22 protein-coding genes are annotated in these 17159 nt (G+C 44.2%); all 22 read right to left on the bottom strand.

Annotation, left to right across the window (positions count from 1 at the left end; all coding sequences use genetic code 11):
• Window positions 1-96: 96 nt before the first annotated feature.
• The gene (pyrF, locus tag ACP7BU_RS09460) at window positions 97-777 is read right to left on the bottom strand and encodes an orotidine-5'-phosphate decarboxylase (RefSeq protein WP_425879849.1); all 681 of its coding nucleotides are present in this window, start codon (window positions 775-777) and stop codon (window positions 97-99) included.
• A gap of 36 nt (window positions 778-813) precedes the next feature.
• Window positions 814-1173, bottom strand: coding sequence for a lipopolysaccharide assembly protein LapA domain-containing protein (locus ACP7BU_RS09465; protein ID WP_004278852.1), 360 nt, complete (start codon window positions 1171-1173; stop codon window positions 814-816).
• Between the two features lie 24 nt (window positions 1174-1197).
• Complete coding sequence (locus ACP7BU_RS09470; protein WP_004278853.1) at window positions 1198-1503, bottom strand: integration host factor subunit beta; 306 nt, start codon at window positions 1501-1503, stop codon at window positions 1198-1200.
• A 163-nt stretch (window positions 1504-1666) separates the two neighbouring features.
• Window positions 1667-3343 carry a 30S ribosomal protein S1 gene (gene rpsA / locus ACP7BU_RS09475; protein WP_004645456.1) on the bottom strand — a complete coding sequence of 559 codons (1677 nt, stop codon included), beginning with the start codon at window positions 3341-3343 and terminating at the stop codon, window positions 1667-1669.
• A gap of 110 nt (window positions 3344-3453) precedes the next feature.
• Window positions 3454-4137, bottom strand: a complete 684-nt coding sequence (gene cmk / locus ACP7BU_RS09480) for a (d)CMP kinase (protein ID WP_425879850.1) — start codon at window positions 4135-4137, stop codon at window positions 3454-3456.
• 17 nt (window positions 4138-4154) lie between these two features.
• Window positions 4155-4586, bottom strand: a complete 432-nt coding sequence (locus ACP7BU_RS09485; RefSeq protein ID WP_004645458.1) for an SRPBCC family protein — start codon at window positions 4584-4586, stop codon at window positions 4155-4157.
• A gap of 60 nt (window positions 4587-4646) precedes the next feature.
• Window positions 4647-5162, bottom strand: coding sequence for a tRNA adenosine(34) deaminase TadA (tadA, locus tag ACP7BU_RS09490; RefSeq protein WP_396469443.1), 516 nt, complete (start codon window positions 5160-5162; stop codon window positions 4647-4649).
• Between the two features lie 6 nt (window positions 5163-5168).
• Complete coding sequence (locus tag ACP7BU_RS09495) at window positions 5169-6290, bottom strand: enoyl-CoA hydratase/isomerase family protein (RefSeq protein ID WP_310078240.1); 1122 nt, start codon at window positions 6288-6290, stop codon at window positions 5169-5171.
• Entirely contained in the window at window positions 6287-7000 is a 714-nt protein-coding gene (ung, locus tag ACP7BU_RS09500; RefSeq protein ID WP_005247316.1) for a uracil-DNA glycosylase, read from the bottom strand. Before ung ends, ACP7BU_RS09495 begins: the two co-directional genes overlap by 4 nt.
• Before the next feature lie 46 nt (window positions 7001-7046).
• Window positions 7047-7643 (bottom strand): 6-pyruvoyl trahydropterin synthase family protein, encoded by a 597-nt coding sequence (locus ACP7BU_RS09505; protein ID WP_004278864.1) that lies wholly within the window; start codon window positions 7641-7643, stop codon window positions 7047-7049.
• 152 nt (window positions 7644-7795) lie between these two features.
• Window positions 7796-8767: a type II secretion system minor pseudopilin GspK gene (gene gspK / locus ACP7BU_RS09510; protein WP_425879851.1), complete on the bottom strand. Its 972-nt coding sequence runs from the start codon at window positions 8765-8767 to the stop codon at window positions 7796-7798.
• A 6-nt stretch (window positions 8768-8773) separates the two neighbouring features.
• Window positions 8774-9415 (bottom strand): type II secretion system minor pseudopilin GspJ, encoded by a 642-nt coding sequence (gene gspJ, locus ACP7BU_RS09515; RefSeq protein WP_005247320.1) that lies wholly within the window; start codon window positions 9413-9415, stop codon window positions 8774-8776.
• Complete coding sequence (gspI, locus tag ACP7BU_RS09520; protein ID WP_425879852.1) at window positions 9412-9861, bottom strand: type II secretion system minor pseudopilin GspI; 450 nt, start codon at window positions 9859-9861, stop codon at window positions 9412-9414. Before gspI ends, gspJ begins: the two co-directional genes overlap by 4 nt.
• Window positions 9851-10402, bottom strand: a complete 552-nt coding sequence (locus tag ACP7BU_RS09525) for a type II secretion system protein (RefSeq protein ID WP_425879853.1) — start codon at window positions 10400-10402, stop codon at window positions 9851-9853. Before ACP7BU_RS09525 ends, gspI begins: the two co-directional genes overlap by 11 nt.
• 9 nt (window positions 10403-10411) lie before the next feature.
• Window positions 10412-11026 (bottom strand): TetR/AcrR family transcriptional regulator, encoded by a 615-nt coding sequence (locus ACP7BU_RS09530; RefSeq protein WP_005252237.1) that lies wholly within the window; start codon window positions 11024-11026, stop codon window positions 10412-10414.
• Between the two features lie 41 nt (window positions 11027-11067).
• Window positions 11068-11841, bottom strand: coding sequence for a TatD family hydrolase (locus tag ACP7BU_RS09535; protein WP_005106566.1), 774 nt, complete (start codon window positions 11839-11841; stop codon window positions 11068-11070).
• 27 nt (window positions 11842-11868) lie between these two features.
• Complete coding sequence (locus ACP7BU_RS09540) at window positions 11869-12210, bottom strand: PilZ domain-containing protein (RefSeq protein ID WP_004278877.1); 342 nt, start codon at window positions 12208-12210, stop codon at window positions 11869-11871.
• Between the two features lie 15 nt (window positions 12211-12225).
• Window positions 12226-13206: a DNA polymerase III subunit delta' gene (locus ACP7BU_RS09545; protein ID WP_425879854.1), complete on the bottom strand. Its 981-nt coding sequence runs from the start codon at window positions 13204-13206 to the stop codon at window positions 12226-12228.
• 14 nt (window positions 13207-13220) lie between these two features.
• Window positions 13221-13982: a 3-deoxy-manno-octulosonate cytidylyltransferase gene (gene kdsB / locus ACP7BU_RS09550; protein ID WP_425879855.1), complete on the bottom strand. Its 762-nt coding sequence runs from the start codon at window positions 13980-13982 to the stop codon at window positions 13221-13223.
• Window positions 13983-13994: 12 nt separating this feature from the next.
• Window positions 13995-14999: a tetraacyldisaccharide 4'-kinase gene (gene lpxK, locus ACP7BU_RS09555; protein ID WP_425879856.1), complete on the bottom strand. Its 1005-nt coding sequence runs from the start codon at window positions 14997-14999 to the stop codon at window positions 13995-13997.
• Window positions 15000-15002: 3 nt separating this feature from the next.
• Complete coding sequence (gene msbA, locus ACP7BU_RS09560) at window positions 15003-16730, bottom strand: lipid A export permease/ATP-binding protein MsbA (RefSeq protein ID WP_148334409.1); 1728 nt, start codon at window positions 16728-16730, stop codon at window positions 15003-15005.
• Entirely contained in the window at window positions 16730-17152 is a 423-nt protein-coding gene (locus tag ACP7BU_RS09565; protein WP_425879867.1) for an ExbD/TolR family protein, read from the bottom strand. The genes msbA and ACP7BU_RS09565 overlap by 1 nt, the downstream gene beginning before the upstream one ends.
• Window positions 17153-17159 lie beyond the last annotated feature (7 nt).

The following is a 17159-nucleotide window of genomic DNA, read 5'->3' on the forward strand; positions in this document are numbered from 1 at the left end:
GATGAAGTCATCATTTTTCCTTTTTATTTTATAACCATTTTTTCAATATATAAAAAAAGCCTTTCGACTGAAAGGCTTTCTGTCATTCAAACCGTATTAAAGCGTTGCCAAAATATCTTTCAAAGTCTGACGCATATTTTTAGACTGGGTAATCGGGCGACCAATTACCAGATGTGTTGAGCCATCTAGCATTGCCTGTTTCGGTGTCACAATACGTTTCTGGTCATCTGCATTCGACCCTTCTGGACGAATGCCGGGTGTCACTAATGCAAAGTCTTTTCCAATCGTTTCACGTAACATTTTCGCTTCTTGAGCTGAGCAAACCACCCCATCTAGACCACTGTCTTTGGTCAGTTGTGCCAGACGTTTTACATGCTCATTTGGCTCAATATCCAGACCAATATCTTTCAAGTCTTCACGGCCCATTGACGTCAATACAGTCACTGCAATCAACTGAGTTTTATAATTACCTGCTTGCAAACGCTCTACACAGGTTTCCATCATCTTGCGGCCACCTGAGGCATGCACATTGACCATCCACACACCCAAATCTGCTGCCGCGCATACTGCCTGTGCTGTTGTATTTGGAATATCATGAAATTTCAGATCCAGAAATACAGCAAAGCCTTTATCTTGAAGTGCTTTGACAATAATTGGACCTTCATGGGTAAATAACTCTTTACCAACTTTAAGTCGACACAAGGCAGGATCTAACTGTTCTGCAATGGCTAAGGCATCAAATTGGCTTTTGGCATCTAGTGCGACGATGATACTCAAGAGATTACCCCTTCATATAGGCAAAAAATAAGCCCATTATAATGGGCTTTGATTTTCATTGGTAATATCTAATACAGTTTTTTCATGCCGGGTATGGGCTGCTGCTTCAGCGGCCATTAACTTGGCTGTATTCAACTGTTCCTTACGTAGATGTTCAATGTCTTTACGCAGTCGTTTAATTTCCCAATTCGTCTGAAAAACCCGGAAGATCTGAACGCCCAATAACAGGCCCAAAACGACACCTAAAGATAACGTGAGGAGAAGTAATAATCCCAGGCGCATTGCGGGAACTTGAGTAAATAACAAGTCCACTGACAATTCGGTACCGTTTTGCAAAACCAAAGCTAATGAATAACCAAACAGTACCAATAAAAGAATGACCAGAACGTAACGCATGAACACCCCGCAAAATATTTACAATTATTTTTGTGCAGACTCGTTCACAGCGTCACGAAGTGCCTTGCCTGGTTTAAAGTGCGGAACTGCTTTTGCAGCCACTTCTACTGATTTACCAGTTTTAGGGTTACGACCTACGCGCGGTTCACGGTGATGCAATGCAAAACTACCAAATCCACGAATCTCGATACGATTGTCAGTTGATAATGCTTCTATCATTTGATCAATCATAATTTTAACTGCTTCTTCCACTAAAGGCTCAGCCAAATGCGGATTTTTTAACGCAATACGCTCTATTAAGTCAGACTTATTAAGTGCTTCAGTAGTCATCTGCGACCTCTTTAATTATCAAGCTACTTGGGATCTATTTCCCGATAATAACCTGTTTAAATACAAAACGGTAGCGCAATAATTAAATACTACGCTACCGTTTACAGTATTTGTATAAAAAGTATTAGTTAACTTACATTAACAATACAATTCAAACGCTTACTTAGTTGCCCATTTGAGCTTTAATCAGGTCACCAATCGTCTTAGGACCATTGTCTTGACCAGCAGGAGCTGTTTTCAAGTTAGCAACTGCTTCTTTCTCTTCAGCTTCGTCTTTCGCTTTGATAGACAAGTTGATTGCGCGAGATTTACGATCTACGTTGATGATCTTCGCTTCAACTTCTTGACCAACTTCAAGGAACTTAGTTGCATCTTCAACGCGATCGCGGTTGATTTCAGATGCTTTCAGAGTCGCTTCAACTTCGTCAGCTAACTTAATAGTAGCGCCTTTAGCGTCAACTGCAGTTACAGTACCTTTAACCAACGCACCGCGTTCGTTAGCAGCAAGGAAGTCATTGAACGGATCGTTGTTCATTTGCTTGATGCCAAGGCTGATACGGTTGCCTTCAGCGTCTACAGAAAGGATAACCGCTTCAACAGTGTCGCCTTTCTTGTAACGACGAATCGCTTCTTCGCCTTGTTCGTTCCAAGAAATATCAGACAAGTGAACTAGACCGTCGATACCGCCTGGCAAACCGATGAAGATACCGAAGTCAGTGATAGATTTGATCGTACCAGAAACTTTTTCGCCTTTGTCGTGATCTTTAGCAAACTCTTCCCATGGGTTAGCACGAGTTTGTTTGATACCAAGAGAAATACGACGACGTTCTTCATCAACTTCAAGAACCATAACATCAACTTCGTCACCAATCTGAACAACTTTAGATGGGTGGATGTTTTTGTTAGTGTGATCCATTTCTGAAACGTGTACTAAACCTTCAACGCCTTCAGCGATTTCAGCGAAACAACCGTAGTCAGTCAGGTTAGTTACGCGCGCTTTAACGATTGAACCTTTAGGGTAACGGTTCATGATCGCTAACCATGGATCTTCGCCAAGTTGTTTAAGACCTAGAGAAACACGGTTACGTTCGCGGTCGAATTTAAGTACTTTAACAGTAACTTCTTGACCAACTTCAACAACTTCTGAAGGGTGCTTGATGCGTTTCCAAGCCATGTCAGTGATGTGAAGAAGACCATCAATACCGCCAAGGTCAACGAATGCACCGTAGTCAGTAAGATTTTTGATCGTACCAGTAACTGTTTGACCTTCTTCAAGCTGAGCAAGAAGAGCTTCACGGTCAGCTGAAGATTCAGCTTCCATAACAGCACGACGTGAAACAACAACGTTGTTACGTTTAGCGTCAAGTTTGATTACTTTGAATTCTAACTCTTTGCCTTCTAGGTGAGTAGTATCACGAATAGGACGAGTATCAACTAAAGAACCTGGAAGGAACGCACGTACTGGACCGATGTCAACGGTGAAACCACCTTTAACTTTACCAGAGATAACACCAGTAACGATTTCGCCGTCTTCAAAGATTTTTTCAAGTTTAGTCCAAGTTTCTGCGCGTTTAGCTTTTTCGCGAGAAAGAACTGTTTGACCCATACCATTGTCAAGTGCTTCAACAACTACGTCTACAGTGTCGCCAACTTGAACTTCAAGTTCGCGCTGTTCATTTAAGAACTCAGCACGGTCAACAACGCCTTCAGATTTAAGGCCAGTGTCAACAGTTACCCAATCAGAGTCAATGCTTACTACAACGCCTTGGATAACTGCACCCTTTTCAACGTTGAGGTTTAATTCGCTTGCTTCAAAGAGGGCTGCAAAAGATTCGGTCATGATATTTCCGATAAAGTCAGCGGTCTTGGATCAGACAAGGCCGGTTTAATTAAGCATCTACATAGTCCATATAAAACTGATCAAGCTATGCGTTTGCTGATAAAATTGGGTTAGTTTGCTAACTGCTGATCCACATAAGTGGTCATCAGCTGGAATACTTCATCGATATTCAAATCTGAACTATCGATAATGTAAGCATCATCCGCAGGCTTGAGTGGAGCGACAGTGCGTTCCATATCTCGTTTATCGCGAGCGATGATATTAGCTAAAATGTCGCTTATTTTAACATCCAGCCCCATGCCCTGCAACTGCTTTACACGTCTTTGCGCACGGGATTCAGCCGAGGCCGTCAAATATATTTTTGCCTGGGCGTTCGGGAAGATACTTGTCGCCATATCGCGTCCGTCTGCTACCAGACCCGGTGCCTGCGCAAAGGCATGTTGGCGTGAAACCAACGCTGTTCTAAGCTCAGGAATTGCTGCAACTTTTGAAGCAAACTCTCCTACCCGTTCAGTGCGAATAGTTTGGGACACATCTTCACCATCCAGCCACACCTGCACCCCGGTGTCGGTACTGACAAACTGGATATCTAAATTTGTTGCGATTTGTACGCATTCTGGCAATTTCGTGTCTAGAGAATCCAGCAAATCATGGTGATGCAATGACAAACCCAAAAGGCGGTATAAAGCACCAGAATCCAATAAGTGAAACTGATAATGTGCAGCCAGTTTCGCTGCTAACGTGCCCTTGCCAGACCCACTTGGACCATCAATGGTAATAATTTGAACTGTCATTGCTTTCCCGTTGTTGTTTAAACAGATTTTGCGAGTTTTGTCAGGCCTAGTTTAATCGCTGCCTGTAACTGTGCAAGGATTAATTTACTCACAAAAGGCGCACGTGCCTGCAATTCAATCGTATAAGTTACTAGCGTTTTGTCATCAGCCAGTGCTTCAAATTCAATAATACCCAAATGATGCTTGATTAACGGATTTTTAATAATCTGGTATTCGATGCGATTATTTGGCTCGAACAAGGTAATTTGTTCTTTCAGCGGCTTTATTGGCCCCATACCCATTGCACGTACCGAACCGAGTCCATCAGGATGTTCAGCATCCGCAGAATCCTTGATTCGTTCGACCTGCATCGGTGCGAAGGCAATATTATAGGTGTCATGCTTGGACATCAAATTAAAGACATCATCAAGCGCTGCCGGAAATTCTTTTTTTACTTGAATGCTGTTCATTATTGTTCCTGAAGATTGCAGATATTTGAAAGTAAGCAAATTTTAGCGGATAAAGCAGATTTATTTCTGCGTATTTAATAACTTTTCTTGTAACTTGAGTTCTCGTTTCTGCTCGCGGCGCAACTTAAAAAATGCACTCAGCTGTTCAGAACATTGCTGCTGCATGCAGCCTGCCTGGAAAGGAAATACGTGATTATAATAACCGGTTTCAAACAGTTGACGCGCACTCACCAATGAACCCGCTTTCGCTTCAAATGCACCAAATACCACTCGCGAAACCCGCGAATGCACCAGTGCACCGACACACATGGTGCACGGCTCAAGAGTCACATAGAGCACCGCATCATCAGGTAACCGATAATTTTGGAGGTTTTGACACGCATCACGTAGTGCAACAATTTCGGCATGCGCAGTCGGATCATTCAACGAGATGGGCGCATTAAATCCTTGGCCAATGATCTGATTCTGACTGACGATAATTGCCCCCACAGGAATTTCTCCCTGTGCAGCAGCAAGTGCAGCCTGCTCGTAAGCACGCTGCATCCAGTATTCATCTGTAAATTGTGTTTCGGACATTGAAGCTTAAATCACACCATAATGCTTGAGCAGCTCATTCCAGCTTTCAATAGTCGTAACTGGAGGATTCCCAGACAGGATCCCTTTCAAGCTCATATCTGCACCTTTTTTCCACTCAGGACTAAGGTCTTTGTCGACCAGACGTGCTCGTACACCCTCAACAAAGTCATGATGACGAATTTTCCAGTCCGAGATCTGAACTTCCAGTTCGAAAACTTCATTCCAGGAATGTATCTGCTTACCCCATTGCCACAATAGCCAGGTCAAGGCTGCAGTAGTTGGCGAACCTTTTTTCAGGTTTTCACTGGCCTGACGCAACCAGTCACTGCGTGCGTCACTCAGGCCAATAATCGACTCATAATCATGCTCAAAGTTGACACCACGGCAAACACTATGAATCACATCCAGAGAGTTTTGCAACGGTCCCGGGCCGACCGGACGGTGCATACTATTCAGGGTGTCATCAATGGCACGGAAGTCACCTGCAGGATAATGCTCCCAGTCAATATTAATGACTTTATCCAAAACTGAATCACGCTGTGCATCACAAATATGCGTTGCCCAGCCAATCCCGTAAGCGCCCGCAGCAGTCATGATTGAACCGGTCAAGCCGGTAAATAGACCAATCGCACCACGATCTGCCAAGAAGCGGGTTGCACCCACGTCTGGATACAAACCGATATTGATTTCAGGCATTGCCAAACGTGAATATGGCGTCACTAAACGGAAAGGCGCCGCCATAAACAAGCCCAAGCCACCACCCATCACATAACCTTCACCCCAGACTAAAACGGGTTTGGCATAATTATGCAGTAACAGATCGAGTGCATATTCTTGTTCAAAGAATTTATTGGCAGCCGCGACTTCATCATTAATCACTAACTGACGCAGCTTACGCACATCCCCACCCGCACAGAACGCTTTCGGTGTGGTTGAATCCAGCCAGATGGCTTTGACGCTATCATCATGATGAAAGTCCTGAAATACTTCCAGAAGTGCGGAAGCAATCGATTCATCGAGAGCATGCAAAGATTTCGGGCGATTTAAACGAACGATACGCCAACCATTGTGCGCTTCTTCAACAATCAAATCCGGATGATAATGTTTAGTAAGGGGAGAATATTTCATGCGTCCAGCTGCCAATCTATAGGCTCAATGCCATGTTGTTTGAGGTAGTTATTCGATTTTGAAAATACTTTACAACCAAAAAAACCACCACGGTTTGCTGCCAAAGGCGATGGATGTGCTGCCTTTAACACGAGATGCTTGTCTTGATTAATGCGCTGTCCTTTACGCTGTGCGTATGCGCCCCAAAGAATAAAGACAATATGTTCACGCTGTTCATTTAATACATCAATGACGTGATCGGTAAATTCTTCCCAACCGCGCTTCTGATGCGAAGTTGGCTGACCTGCTTCGACGGTCAGTACTGCATTTAACAGAAGCACACCCTGCTCTGCCCAATGCGTCAAGTCACCATGCTTCGGTCTTTCAACCCCAACATCAGCATGTAACTCATGAAAAATATTACGCAAAGATGGTGGTAATGCAACCCCCTTTTGCACGGAAAAGCTTAATCCATGCGCCTGATTTGGGCCATGATAAGGATCTTGCCCCAAAATTACCACTTTTACCCGATCTAGCGGCGTGGTATTTAACGCATTAAAAATCAGATGATTGGGAGGATAAATGATTTTATCTGCTTTTTTTTCTTCAACGAGAAATGCTTTTAATTCATCCATTTTCGGACTGAGCAAAAATTCACTCAATCCATATTTCCAGCTTTCATCCAGCTGAACTTTATTCAGCTTGGCCAGTTGCTGTTCATTTAAAGACATTCTTCAATCCTAAATCTATGTCAATGGATTTAAAGTCACGCAGACTTTAAATCTGTACCTGTAAATCTACTGTAGGGTTATGAAATGGTGTGCCCTGTTTGAGCTTGGCAAACATGTCCGGATCTGTCCATTCAGCCTGCACTTGTTCAGAGAACTCAAGTTGCTCCAGACTAAGGATGCCCATTTGTTCATTTTGAATATCTTCTAAAAAGCTTTGTGCATAGCCGGTGTCGGTTTCATGCACAATCACAGAATAGACTTCGACATCGCCTTCACCATTTTGAGTCACGGTCGATGCCAGCACCTGCTGTGCCAGAAAGAAGAAAATACGTGAAAACTGTTCTGCTGATGGCGATACCGGCAAAGACACCCAGCGCGCACTGAAATTCTTGCAGGCCTGAATATATTCCGGATCGTCATTTTGCCAAAAGCAGATGGCATGATCGAAAGAATCAAAGAAATCCTTAATCACACCTTTAAGCAGACCAAAGTCATAGACCATTTGACCATGATCTAGCTTCGAGGCTTTTAGCAATAACTCGACTTTATAACTATGGCCATGGATCGAACGCTTACAGCGATCTGACGTGCAGTTACGCACAATATGAGCATTCTCAAACTTAAATAACTTACGAATTAACATATGCCGTAATGTCGTCAAAAAATAGGTGAATTAATTTTGATTATAAAGCAAAAGTAAAGCTTTGAGGATTAATTTTGCTGTTTAGCATGATAGGGAAAAGGCATCAGCCCGGCATTTGCGCTTATCCAGCCTGTACAATTCATGAGCTAAAATTAAAATGGCGCCATGCTACGGTAAGCGACATAAACCTGTTTGTCCTGACGAACCAGATCGCTGCTAAACTGGCGCTTACGCTCACTTAAAACCACTTCGATTCGGGCTTTAAAATAATTGGATTGCACCCCAAGCAGACTGTTAAACAAATTACGCCTGTCCGCATCGACCTGAGCGAAAGGCTCCAGTGACCACAGATCAGTCACATTGGAAAAGTGCTCCAAATTGGCCTGACGCTGATCCAGCAATTGCTGCACTGCATTCACATCCAGCTTTTCATCCATACTAGCCAAAAGAAAAGCTGAAGCGGTATTAATATTGACCAGGCTCTCCTGCACCGGTGCAGTACTCAGATAAGGTGCTATCAGCTTATATTTATTCTCTTCAAAACCGCGTACCAGCTTTAATTCTTCTACGCTGTGAAATTTTGCATTCGGTGGCAAAGCAGCATTGGGCAAGCCCTGATAATAGTTAGATTCGGCGCCCATGCCCCCACTGACCAGCTCGTCTGCATCCTGCCAGTCAATGACTGCTTCACTGAGCTGTTCCGGCAAACTGGCACGTTTTAGAATCAGCTCGAACCATGCTTTGGCATTTTCATTGACTGCGCCTTCGGCAGTAATCAGGCTATTTAAATTAAACTTGCCTGATTCATCCTGTATTATTCCGGAGACATAACCGTCATCTACCGGAAAAGCTGGCATGGGCTGCGCCCAGGTTTCCTGCAGATGGTCGACCTCTGCGGCATTTTCAGCATCATCGACCAGCAATTCAGAAAAAAAGGCCTCAGCACTTTTGGCATACATTAAGGACTGGTTTTGTCGCATCAAATAGGCAGTGCTTTCAGCAGTTGCAGCTTGACGTTGCGCAATCGTAGCCGCCAGAATAGTCGCTAGCGCTACCATCACCAGAATGGTAATCAGTGCAATGCCCTGCTGCTGTTTGATCATGATCGCTTTATTCATTTTCATTTCTTATTATTCTGAGCTGGGTTGACCGGTGTTCTGAGTATCAAGCAAAAAGTCCGTATTTAATAAACTGAACATCCATTCATAACTGACGCCATTCACGGTTAAATTGATTTTAATCCCTTTAGGCAAACGCTGTTTATGCTCTAACTGATTCAGATCAGTAGAAGTATCCGGCCATTGCGTGAGTTCATTCGGATTGAGTACGACGATCTGGAATTGTTCCACTTCCGACAATAAAACACTGGATTCGGGCTGATCTTGACCTGTCTGATTTAGATTCCGGTATTTCAAGCGATAAAGTTTCTGCTCATCGGCTCGGTACTGATATTCAATGCGTTCATCTGGGGAAATCCCTTCTTCTAAAGGATCAGTTACCCCGGTTTTACTAAAGTTAAAACGTCCGTTCTGCAGCACCAGAGCCGGTTGAATATCGCCATTGATGTTGGCCGTTAAGGGTACTGCCTGTACGGTATCTCGCAGAATCTGCTGATAGGTTTGCTGTAACTGACCTAAACGCTGTTCATGAATCACATTCTGATCTTTCGTTTTGACAATATAATCAAAAACTTTCCAACCCAAAGCAGACAGCACTGCAAAGATCGCAATTGCGACCAATAATTCAACCAGAGTAAATCCTTTAGACTTCATGGAGTATTGTTCATACGATGATTAAAGAACATCAGGCTGCTGATACCAGATTCCACCTGACCACTGTCCTGATTAACCAGACTCACCTGCAGCTCGATTCGCTGAACATTCGGACTGACCGTCGGTTCACTGCGTTTATCGATCTGCCAGGTTTCACCTTGCTGGGTCAGCTGTTTGGAAGCCGTCCCTTCCATCCATTCCTGATTGATTTCCATTTGCGCCACTTCATTTAAGGCAACAAACTGTGCTTTGGTACGTAGAATGGCATTCGAGGTGGATTGGGTATATTGCATCGCGACTTTGGTCAGGGTTATGGCTGCGGTCGCAAAAATTGCCAAGGCGACCATAACTTCCAATAAGGTAAAACCTGAGGCACGATTAAGTCGAGTAAAACTCGGCCTGATAGCACCAAATCCAGTATTCTGCTTGAAATATCTAGATTTCATTGATTTTACCCAGATGATCAATCTCAATCGCAGCACCCACTTCACGGTCTTCTAAAAAGAACTGAATCCGCACCGGTTTGACTTCACCATTGCCGAGCCAGATTAATTGAGGTGAATTTGCCTGAGTCAGGTCACGATTTTGTGCCCTGGCATAACGCTGCTGTTCCAGTGCCTGAATTTGAAAGGAAATATGATCAGGCAAACTACGCAATTTAAAATCTGCATAATTTTGCCATTTCTCATCTTGCAGGTTCGGTTCAGTCTGCGCTGCCGAACGATATTCTATAATTCCATAGCGAAATGGTGTGACATCTGTCGCTGATTGAACGTCAAGCGCGAGTATTCTGGATTGGTCATTAGCCTCGCGTAGCACCCGTTGCAAGTCCACCAATAAAATTTCTCGTGCCTGCATCGCTTTGCGCTGATCGACACCACTGGTATTCAGCAGCACTAGTGAAGCCATAATTCCCATAATCACAATCACCACCATCAATTCGATTAAGGTAAAGCCACGAACTGCACTGTGAGGTGATCTGATCATAGGACAACCTTAGGCAAACTGCTCGGCTGAATGTACCTGCTTAGGCAAAGCCAGTGCCTGATCGATATAGGCTACACGCAAGGTATCGCGCGAACCCAAATAACGCTGATAGAAACTGGAATTAAGAATTGCAGCTGCACCATGGGTCAACGACCAGATCGAAGCCAGATAATCGCGTACTGACATGCGGCTATTAATAGAAGCCAGATAAGTTTCTGTCATACGGATAATCAGGCGTAAACGCTGTTTGCGCACCTGATAAAGTTCGCTAAAAAGGTGCTGGATTCCAACCCCAGTCGTCGACAGGCGTTCTTCAATCTGATGAAACAGCACGGTTCGTTCCGGATGATGTAAATGATGCAGCATAAAGAAGGCCAGATGTTCAGGAAAGGCTTTATCGCTATCCTGAATCATTTCCAGCAACATGCGCTCATTACGGATAATCAGCAGCATGTACAGCTCATCTTTACTCTGAAAATGTTTATAAAGTGTCCCTTTGGCCAGATCAAGCTCGGCAGCCAGCGCATCTAGCGTCATTCCTGCTTCACCATTTTCCAACAGGAGCTGTTCTGCAACTTGAAAAATCAAGGTTTCTCTTGCTCGAAACTGAGCCTGACGATCCATCTTCACCCTATAAACTCTCTTTGTACTTTATATAACTTTATTTACTTTAAATTCAGAAGATTTTCAAAGTTCTGCTTTGTGATAAAAGCCATTTCTTCTAGCGACTTATCATATACATCGCAAAGCGCTTTGGCTACATAAGGAACGTATTTAGGCTCATTAGATTTGCCACGATACGGCATTGGCGCAAGATAAGGACTATCGGTTTCAATCAGCACACGATCCAGCGGAACCTGTTTGGCGACATCACGCAGATCCTGCGCATTTTTAAATGAAACAATTCCGGAAAATGACACATAATAGCCGCAATCCAGTACTGCTTTGGCGGTTTCCCAGTCCTCGGTAAAACAGTGCAGGATGCCATGCGTAGATTTTTCCGCGCGAATAATATCGACGGTATCATGCTTGGCGGAACGGGTATGAACGACTACAGGTTTTTTGGTGATTTGTGACGCATGGATATGCCGGGCGAAACAGGCTTTTTGCTCTGCAATAAAATCGGTACTGTGATAATAGTCCAGACCTGTTTCACCGAGTGCCCAGACTTTCTCCGGTTGCGCCAGTTCGACCAGATATTCAGTCGTGGCACGCGCCATGGTTGCAGCATCTTCGCAAGGATGTACGCCAACGGTATATCCGACATCTGCATGACGCGCGGCAATTTTGGCCAGCTCGATATGATCATCCAGATCGACCGAGATACTCATGAATTTGGAAACACCGGCTTCACGAGCCTGAGCCAATGCCTGATCCAGATCACCATGATATGGTGTCAAATCAAGCAGGGTTAAATGACAATGAGTATCTACAAACACGATGCGTTCCTACCAAGGGTAAATTAACTACATAGTGTAACTTTTACGTCCTTCAGATTTAAGACCTGCAACCAGACGATCTGCTTCATTTTTAAAATAAACGCCTTTTTCACCGCTTAACTGGATGCCAAAGCCTTGTGGCTTGATGCCATTCTGCTTTTGCGAGACCCAGATGACTTTACCGGTTAAAGGAATTTTCTGGGTCTGGTCAGGCAAAGTCGTCAATACAAAAACCTCTTCGCCCAGTTTGACCGGCTGCTTGGAAGGAATAAAAAGCCCACCACCCACAACATAAGGCATATAGCTGGCAAACAGTGTTTCAATGTCAGGAATATTGGCCTGAATAATACCGCCCATACGTGGTTGCATGTGATTTCCCCTTAATTAAAGATTCATCAGCGTGATAAACAATTCATCAATAACCAGATTGCTTTGGACATTCTGTTCAAGGAATTGTTTAGCGCGCTGAAAATCTTCATAAATTTTAAAAAGTGCTTCTAATGAATATTGTTCGGCAAGTACATTGAATTCAAGGTCAATGTTTTTCACCGTCTGATTTAGCTTGACACAAATTAAATCGGACAACAAGTATTCAAACATTTGAGCAAAGTCATCAAAATTCAGGTTTTTATTCCATTTGGTCGCAATTGCCATCGGCATATTTTTTTGCATGACCAGTTTTTGCCAGTCTTGCAGGAATTCCTGACGTAGTGGCAGCCAGGCACTTTGTGCAACCTCTAGTGCCTGTAACGGCATCTGATTGGACAGGTTCATCAATAACTGTTGTTGGCTAGCACCTGCATCTGGGAGCTGATTCTGGACATAATCGCTAAATTGTTCTGCGGAAATCCGGTCCAAAGCAAAATGCTGCAAACGACTGCGTATAGTCGCGGGCAATTTTAAATAATGATTCGCCAGTAAAATAATGACCGTATTATCACCGGGTTCTTCCAGTGTTTTGAGTAAGGCATTGGCAGAGGCAATATTCAAGGCTTCTGCCGGCTCAATCACAATCACGCGCCAGCCATCTACAGTCTGTTGCACAAAAGGCAGCAGATCGCGAATCTTCTCGATCTTGATTTTGGCATTCTGTTTTTTATTGTCGTCATCGGTACTGATATGCACATAGTTGGGATGGGTGTCTGCCTTTAACCATTGACAGCTACTGCATTCACCACATGGCCCGGCAGGCTGACGATTCAGGCATAACACCCAAGCCAGAAACTGTTGGGTAAACGCTTCTTTACCACAGCCTTTTTTTCCATAAAACAATAAACCATGTCCAAGCTTGGGAAAGCGCCCGGTCAGGGTTTCCCAAACCTGTTGCTGCCATGGATAGATATGTGCATTGACATCAAAAGGCATGTATTTGACTCTTCTTAGGCAAAATGGGAAAGATCCATCTGATTCAGGCGATCCAGATCTTCCTGGGTATCCACCCCTGGCGGCAAATTGGCTTCAGCCACCGCAATGGCAATACGGTGTCCATTTTCCAGTACCCGTAACTGCTCTAGAGATTCCAGTTTCTCCAGCACACCCATTTCCCAGGTCACATATTCTTGCAACAGTTTTACCCGATAGGCATATAGGCCTAAATGACGATAGGCCTGATCATGCAGTTTTGGTTCAGTCAGTTTCGCACCATCACGGTCATAAGGAATGGTAGCACGGCTAAAATACAGTGCTTGCTGGTGTTTTGACATGACAACTTTTACAATGCTGTCACGTTTGAATTCATCCAGTTGATGGATCGGCTCACATAGCGTCGACATGGAAGATTCAGGCTGATCTTCCAAGAGTTGAGCAACCTGTTTTACCAGTTGCGCCGGCAGTAAGGGTTCATCCCCCTGTACATTGACAATAATGTCCTCACTGGCCCAGCCTTTGATTCGAGCCACTTCACTCAAGCGGTCTGTGCCTGAAGGGTGATCCGCCGAGGTAATGACAACATCAATGCCTTCAGCACGGCAAACGGCAGCAATACGCTCATCATCAGTTGCCACACACAGATCATCAAAACCTTGCACTTTTTTGGCTTGGTCCACTACCCGCAGAATCATGGGACGACGATGAATTTCCAGCAAAGGTTTACCCGGTAAACGTGAACTGGCGAAACGTGCAGGAATAACAATGTGTTTCATAATGAATGAGCCTTAAGAAATTTGAATACCGTATTGTTGTAACTGTTGCTGCAAGACTGTATAGCAGGCTGGCGATAGGACTGCATCGACTGGCACCACCCAGATATCCTGTTTAAAATCTGGATATTGTTTAAGTAGCGCCATAATTTTTATTGCGTCTTTTTCAGTGGTAATAATCGGATTGTTATCATCGAACTGTAAATCTTCAATGTCATAGTCATGATGGTCTGGAAACTCATGACACTGAAATTGTTCTATGCCTAAATTTTGCAAGGTCTGATAAAACCGCTGTGGAAAGCCAATGCCGACTACCGCATAAAAAGCCGCTTGAGGATCAAAGATTTTAGTGCTGTCCTGATTGAGCAAATAAGGCTGTGATGCAGCCAGATGCATATTCAGTTCAGAGCTTGGGTTAGCCGAATGCTCAATTACGGTTCCGGTTTTTAGCCGTGTTACAGGTTCGCGTAGATAGCCTTCAGGTAAAAGCTTTTGATTACCCAGACCGCGATTATTATCCAGCACAATCCACTCAATCTGGCGATTCAAGGCCCAGTGCTGTAATCCATCATCACAGATAATCAGATCCAGCTCATGTTTCTGCAATAACAGTTCAATACTTTTCTGCCGGTTGGGACCAACTGCCATCGGTACACCTGTTGCCTGCACAATCAAGGCAGGCTCATCTCCGACAATCTCCGGCAAGGTATTAAAGTCGACATAGGTAGGAAATGGGCCTTGACCACCATAACCACGGCTAATCACTCCCACACGGATATTTTTCTCGGTTAAATAATCCACCAGATGAATCAGCAAAGGTGTTTTACCGCTACCACCGACTGTGATGTTGCCAATCACCATAACGGGAATCGGCGCGCTATAACTTTTTTTAATGCCTTTTTGATAGAGCCAGTGATTGCTGACAAAACCCAGGCGATATAACCATGACAAAGGACGCAGCACCACCAGCCACTTTGCCTGTGCATTCCAAGCATCCTGAATGATTTGTGCCAGTGCCATAAGTTACTGTTCCTCAAAGTTACGCTGATGCAACTGATAATAAGCACCATGTAGCGCAATCAGTTCGGCATGACTGCCCTGCTCAACAATACGGCCCTGATCCATAACCACAATACGATCCGCGTTTTCAATCGTCGATAGACGATGTGCAATTACGATGGTCGTACGGTCCTGCATGGCTTTATCAAAGGCACGCTGAATAAAGTATTCCGACTCGTTATCCAGCGCACTGGTCGCTTCATCCAGAATCAGGATAGAGGCATTTTTCAAAATTGCGCGTGCGATCGCGATGCGCTGACGCTGGCCACCAGACAGGTTTAAACCCTGGGCACCCAGCTGAGTATCATAACCTTGCGGCAATGCCATAATAAAATCATGCGCATAGGCTGCCTTTGCTGCCGCGATAATATCTTCATCGGAAGCACCTTCGAGCTGACCATAAGCAATATTTTCCCGCACGGTACGATTAAACAGTACTACTTGCTGGTTCACCATAGCAATCTGGGTTCGCAAGGCGGTAATTTCAAAATCTTCAATCGGTTTCTGATCCAGCAAGATCTGCCCAGAAGTTGCATCCTGATAACGCACCAGCAGATTCACCAGAGAACTTTTTCCTGCACCAGAACGTCCTACCAGCGCTACTGTTTCACCGGCCTTGACCTGCAAATTAAAGTCATGAATAGCACGATGGCCATCATCATAAATCAAGTTGACATCTTTAAACTCGATATCGCCTTTCAGGCTATCCGTTAAAGTCCCGGTATTTTTTTCTTCAGGCATATCCAGCAATTCAAATACCGAATGAGCCGCAGCCATACCACGTTGAATTTTTTCATTGATATCCGTCAAGGCTTTGATCGGTCTTGCCAGCATACCCGCCGCAGTAATATAAGCGACAAATTCACCCGCAGAGGTATCACCCAGAATTTGCGGACGCAAGGCAATAAACATCACAATACTCAGTGAAATCGACATGATCAGCTGAACCACAGGACTATTCAACTGTTGTACAGCGACCATTTTCAAGCCACGACGCAAGTTTTCCAGCGAGTTCTGTTTAAAGCGTTCCTGCTCATAACTTTGCCCTCCAAAACCCTTGACGATCAGGTTGGCATTCACCGTTTCCTGCACCACATGGTTTACATCACCCATGGTGTCTTGCACTTGCTGCGATAATTTACGCATCCGTCTTGCAGCTTTACTGATAATAAAGCCAATGACGGGTGCAAAAATCAGGATACACATGGTCAGACGCCAGTTGGTATACAACAGGTAGCCTAATAATGCCAGAGTGATCAAACCTTGTTGCAACAAGGTTCTTAAAGCTTCAGTTGAAGCAGCGGTTAGCTGTTCAACGTTATACATGATTTTGGCAGTAATATGCCCGCTGGTATTATCCAGATAATACTGGGACGGTAAACGCAGCAATTTTGCAAAAACTTCCTGACGGATGTTGAATACCAGATTCCGGGAAATTACCGCAGTAAAATATCCACCCATGAACAAACCCAGGCCCCGGAAGAACATGAGTATGACCACTAAAAACGGGAAAAGTGATGTGAAACTCTGGTCTTTATTTTGAATCGCCTCAATAATATATTCCAGTAATTTAGCGACAGAGACTTCCGTAGCGGCATTAATAGAAAAACCCAGCAGGACAAGCAATGCAATGCCCCAAAACGGTTTTAAATAACTTAAAAGGCGAAGATAGACCTTAAAATCGTGCTTCACTAATAACCTCGGGTGGGTACTTTGGTACTGATATTAATATTTACAAAGCCGAGCTGCCCGGCCACATCCATGACACGAATCACGTCCTGATGGCTGGCTTTTGCGTCAGCTGCAATAACAAATATTAAATCACGGCGTTCATTAGAAATCTGTTTAATTGCAGTATTTAAATCCGCGACTTCCTTACTGGCCAAGGATTGACCATTGACTGCGTAATGACCATTGGCATCCACAATCACTTCAACTTTCTGATCATAGCTTTTAGGCGGTACACCTTGCGCATCCGGCAAGGTCAGATTCATTCGGCTCATTTGGCTAAATGTCGTCGACAAAAGTAAAAAGACCAGAATAAACAGCAGACAATCAATCATCGGTGTCAGATTAATATGTACATCTTCCACCTGGTTGCGTTTGAATTTCATCATCCGC

The organism is Acinetobacter sp. 40AMC3-4 (genome assembly GCF_049898185.1).
Taxonomy (GTDB): Bacteria; Pseudomonadota; Gammaproteobacteria; order Pseudomonadales; family Moraxellaceae; genus Acinetobacter.

What these genes read in the sequence shown, in the direction of transcription:
- ACP7BU_RS09465 (WP_004278852.1), bottom strand. Translation starts at nt 1,173, where the DNA reads ATGCGTTACGTTCTGGTCATTCTTTTATTGGTACTGTTTGGTTATTCA.
- ACP7BU_RS09470 (WP_004278853.1), bottom strand. Translation starts at nt 1,503, where the DNA reads ATGACTACTGAAGCACTTAATAAGTCTGACTTAATAGAGCGTATTGCG.
- rpsA (WP_004645456.1), bottom strand. Translation starts at nt 3,343, where the DNA reads ATGACCGAATCTTTTGCAGCCCTCTTTGAAGCAAGCGAATTAAACCTC.
- cmk (WP_425879850.1), bottom strand. Translation starts at nt 4,137, where the DNA reads ATGACAGTTCAAATTATTACCATTGATGGTCCAAGTGGGTCTGGCAAG.
- ACP7BU_RS09485 (WP_004645458.1), bottom strand. Translation starts at nt 4,586, where the DNA reads ATGAACAGCATTCAAGTAAAAAAAGAATTTCCGGCAGCGCTTGATGAT.
- tadA (WP_396469443.1), bottom strand. Translation starts at nt 5,162, where the DNA reads ATGTCCGAAACACAATTTACAGATGAATACTGGATGCAGCGTGCTTAC.
- ACP7BU_RS09495 (WP_310078240.1), bottom strand. Translation starts at nt 6,290, where the DNA reads ATGAAATATTCTCCCCTTACTAAACATTATCATCCGGATTTGATTGTT.
- ung (WP_005247316.1), bottom strand. Translation starts at nt 7,000, where the DNA reads ATGTCTTTAAATGAACAGCAACTGGCCAAGCTGAATAAAGTTCAGCTG.
- ACP7BU_RS09505 (WP_004278864.1), bottom strand. Translation starts at nt 7,643, where the DNA reads ATGTTAATTCGTAAGTTATTTAAGTTTGAGAATGCTCATATTGTGCGT.
- gspK (WP_425879851.1), bottom strand. Translation starts at nt 8,767, where the DNA reads ATGAAAATGAATAAAGCGATCATGATCAAACAGCAGCAGGGCATTGCA.
- gspJ (WP_005247320.1), bottom strand. Translation starts at nt 9,415, where the DNA reads ATGAAGTCTAAAGGATTTACTCTGGTTGAATTATTGGTCGCAATTGCG.
- gspI (WP_425879852.1), bottom strand. Translation starts at nt 9,861, where the DNA reads ATGAAATCTAGATATTTCAAGCAGAATACTGGATTTGGTGCTATCAGG.
- ACP7BU_RS09525 (WP_425879853.1), bottom strand. Translation starts at nt 10,402, where the DNA reads ATGATCAGATCACCTCACAGTGCAGTTCGTGGCTTTACCTTAATCGAA.
- ACP7BU_RS09530 (WP_005252237.1), bottom strand. Translation starts at nt 11,026, where the DNA reads ATGGATCGTCAGGCTCAGTTTCGAGCAAGAGAAACCTTGATTTTTCAA.
- ACP7BU_RS09540 (WP_004278877.1), bottom strand. Translation starts at nt 12,210, where the DNA reads ATGCAACCACGTATGGGCGGTATTATTCAGGCCAATATTCCTGACATT.
- ACP7BU_RS09545 (WP_425879854.1), bottom strand. Translation starts at nt 13,206, where the DNA reads ATGCCTTTTGATGTCAATGCACATATCTATCCATGGCAGCAACAGGTT.
- kdsB (WP_425879855.1), bottom strand. Translation starts at nt 13,982, where the DNA reads ATGAAACACATTGTTATTCCTGCACGTTTCGCCAGTTCACGTTTACCG.
- lpxK (WP_425879856.1), bottom strand. Translation starts at nt 14,999, where the DNA reads ATGGCACTGGCACAAATCATTCAGGATGCTTGGAATGCACAGGCAAAG.
- ACP7BU_RS09565 (WP_425879867.1), bottom strand. Translation starts at nt 17,152, where the DNA reads ATGAAATTCAAACGCAACCAGGTGGAAGATGTACATATTAATCTGACA.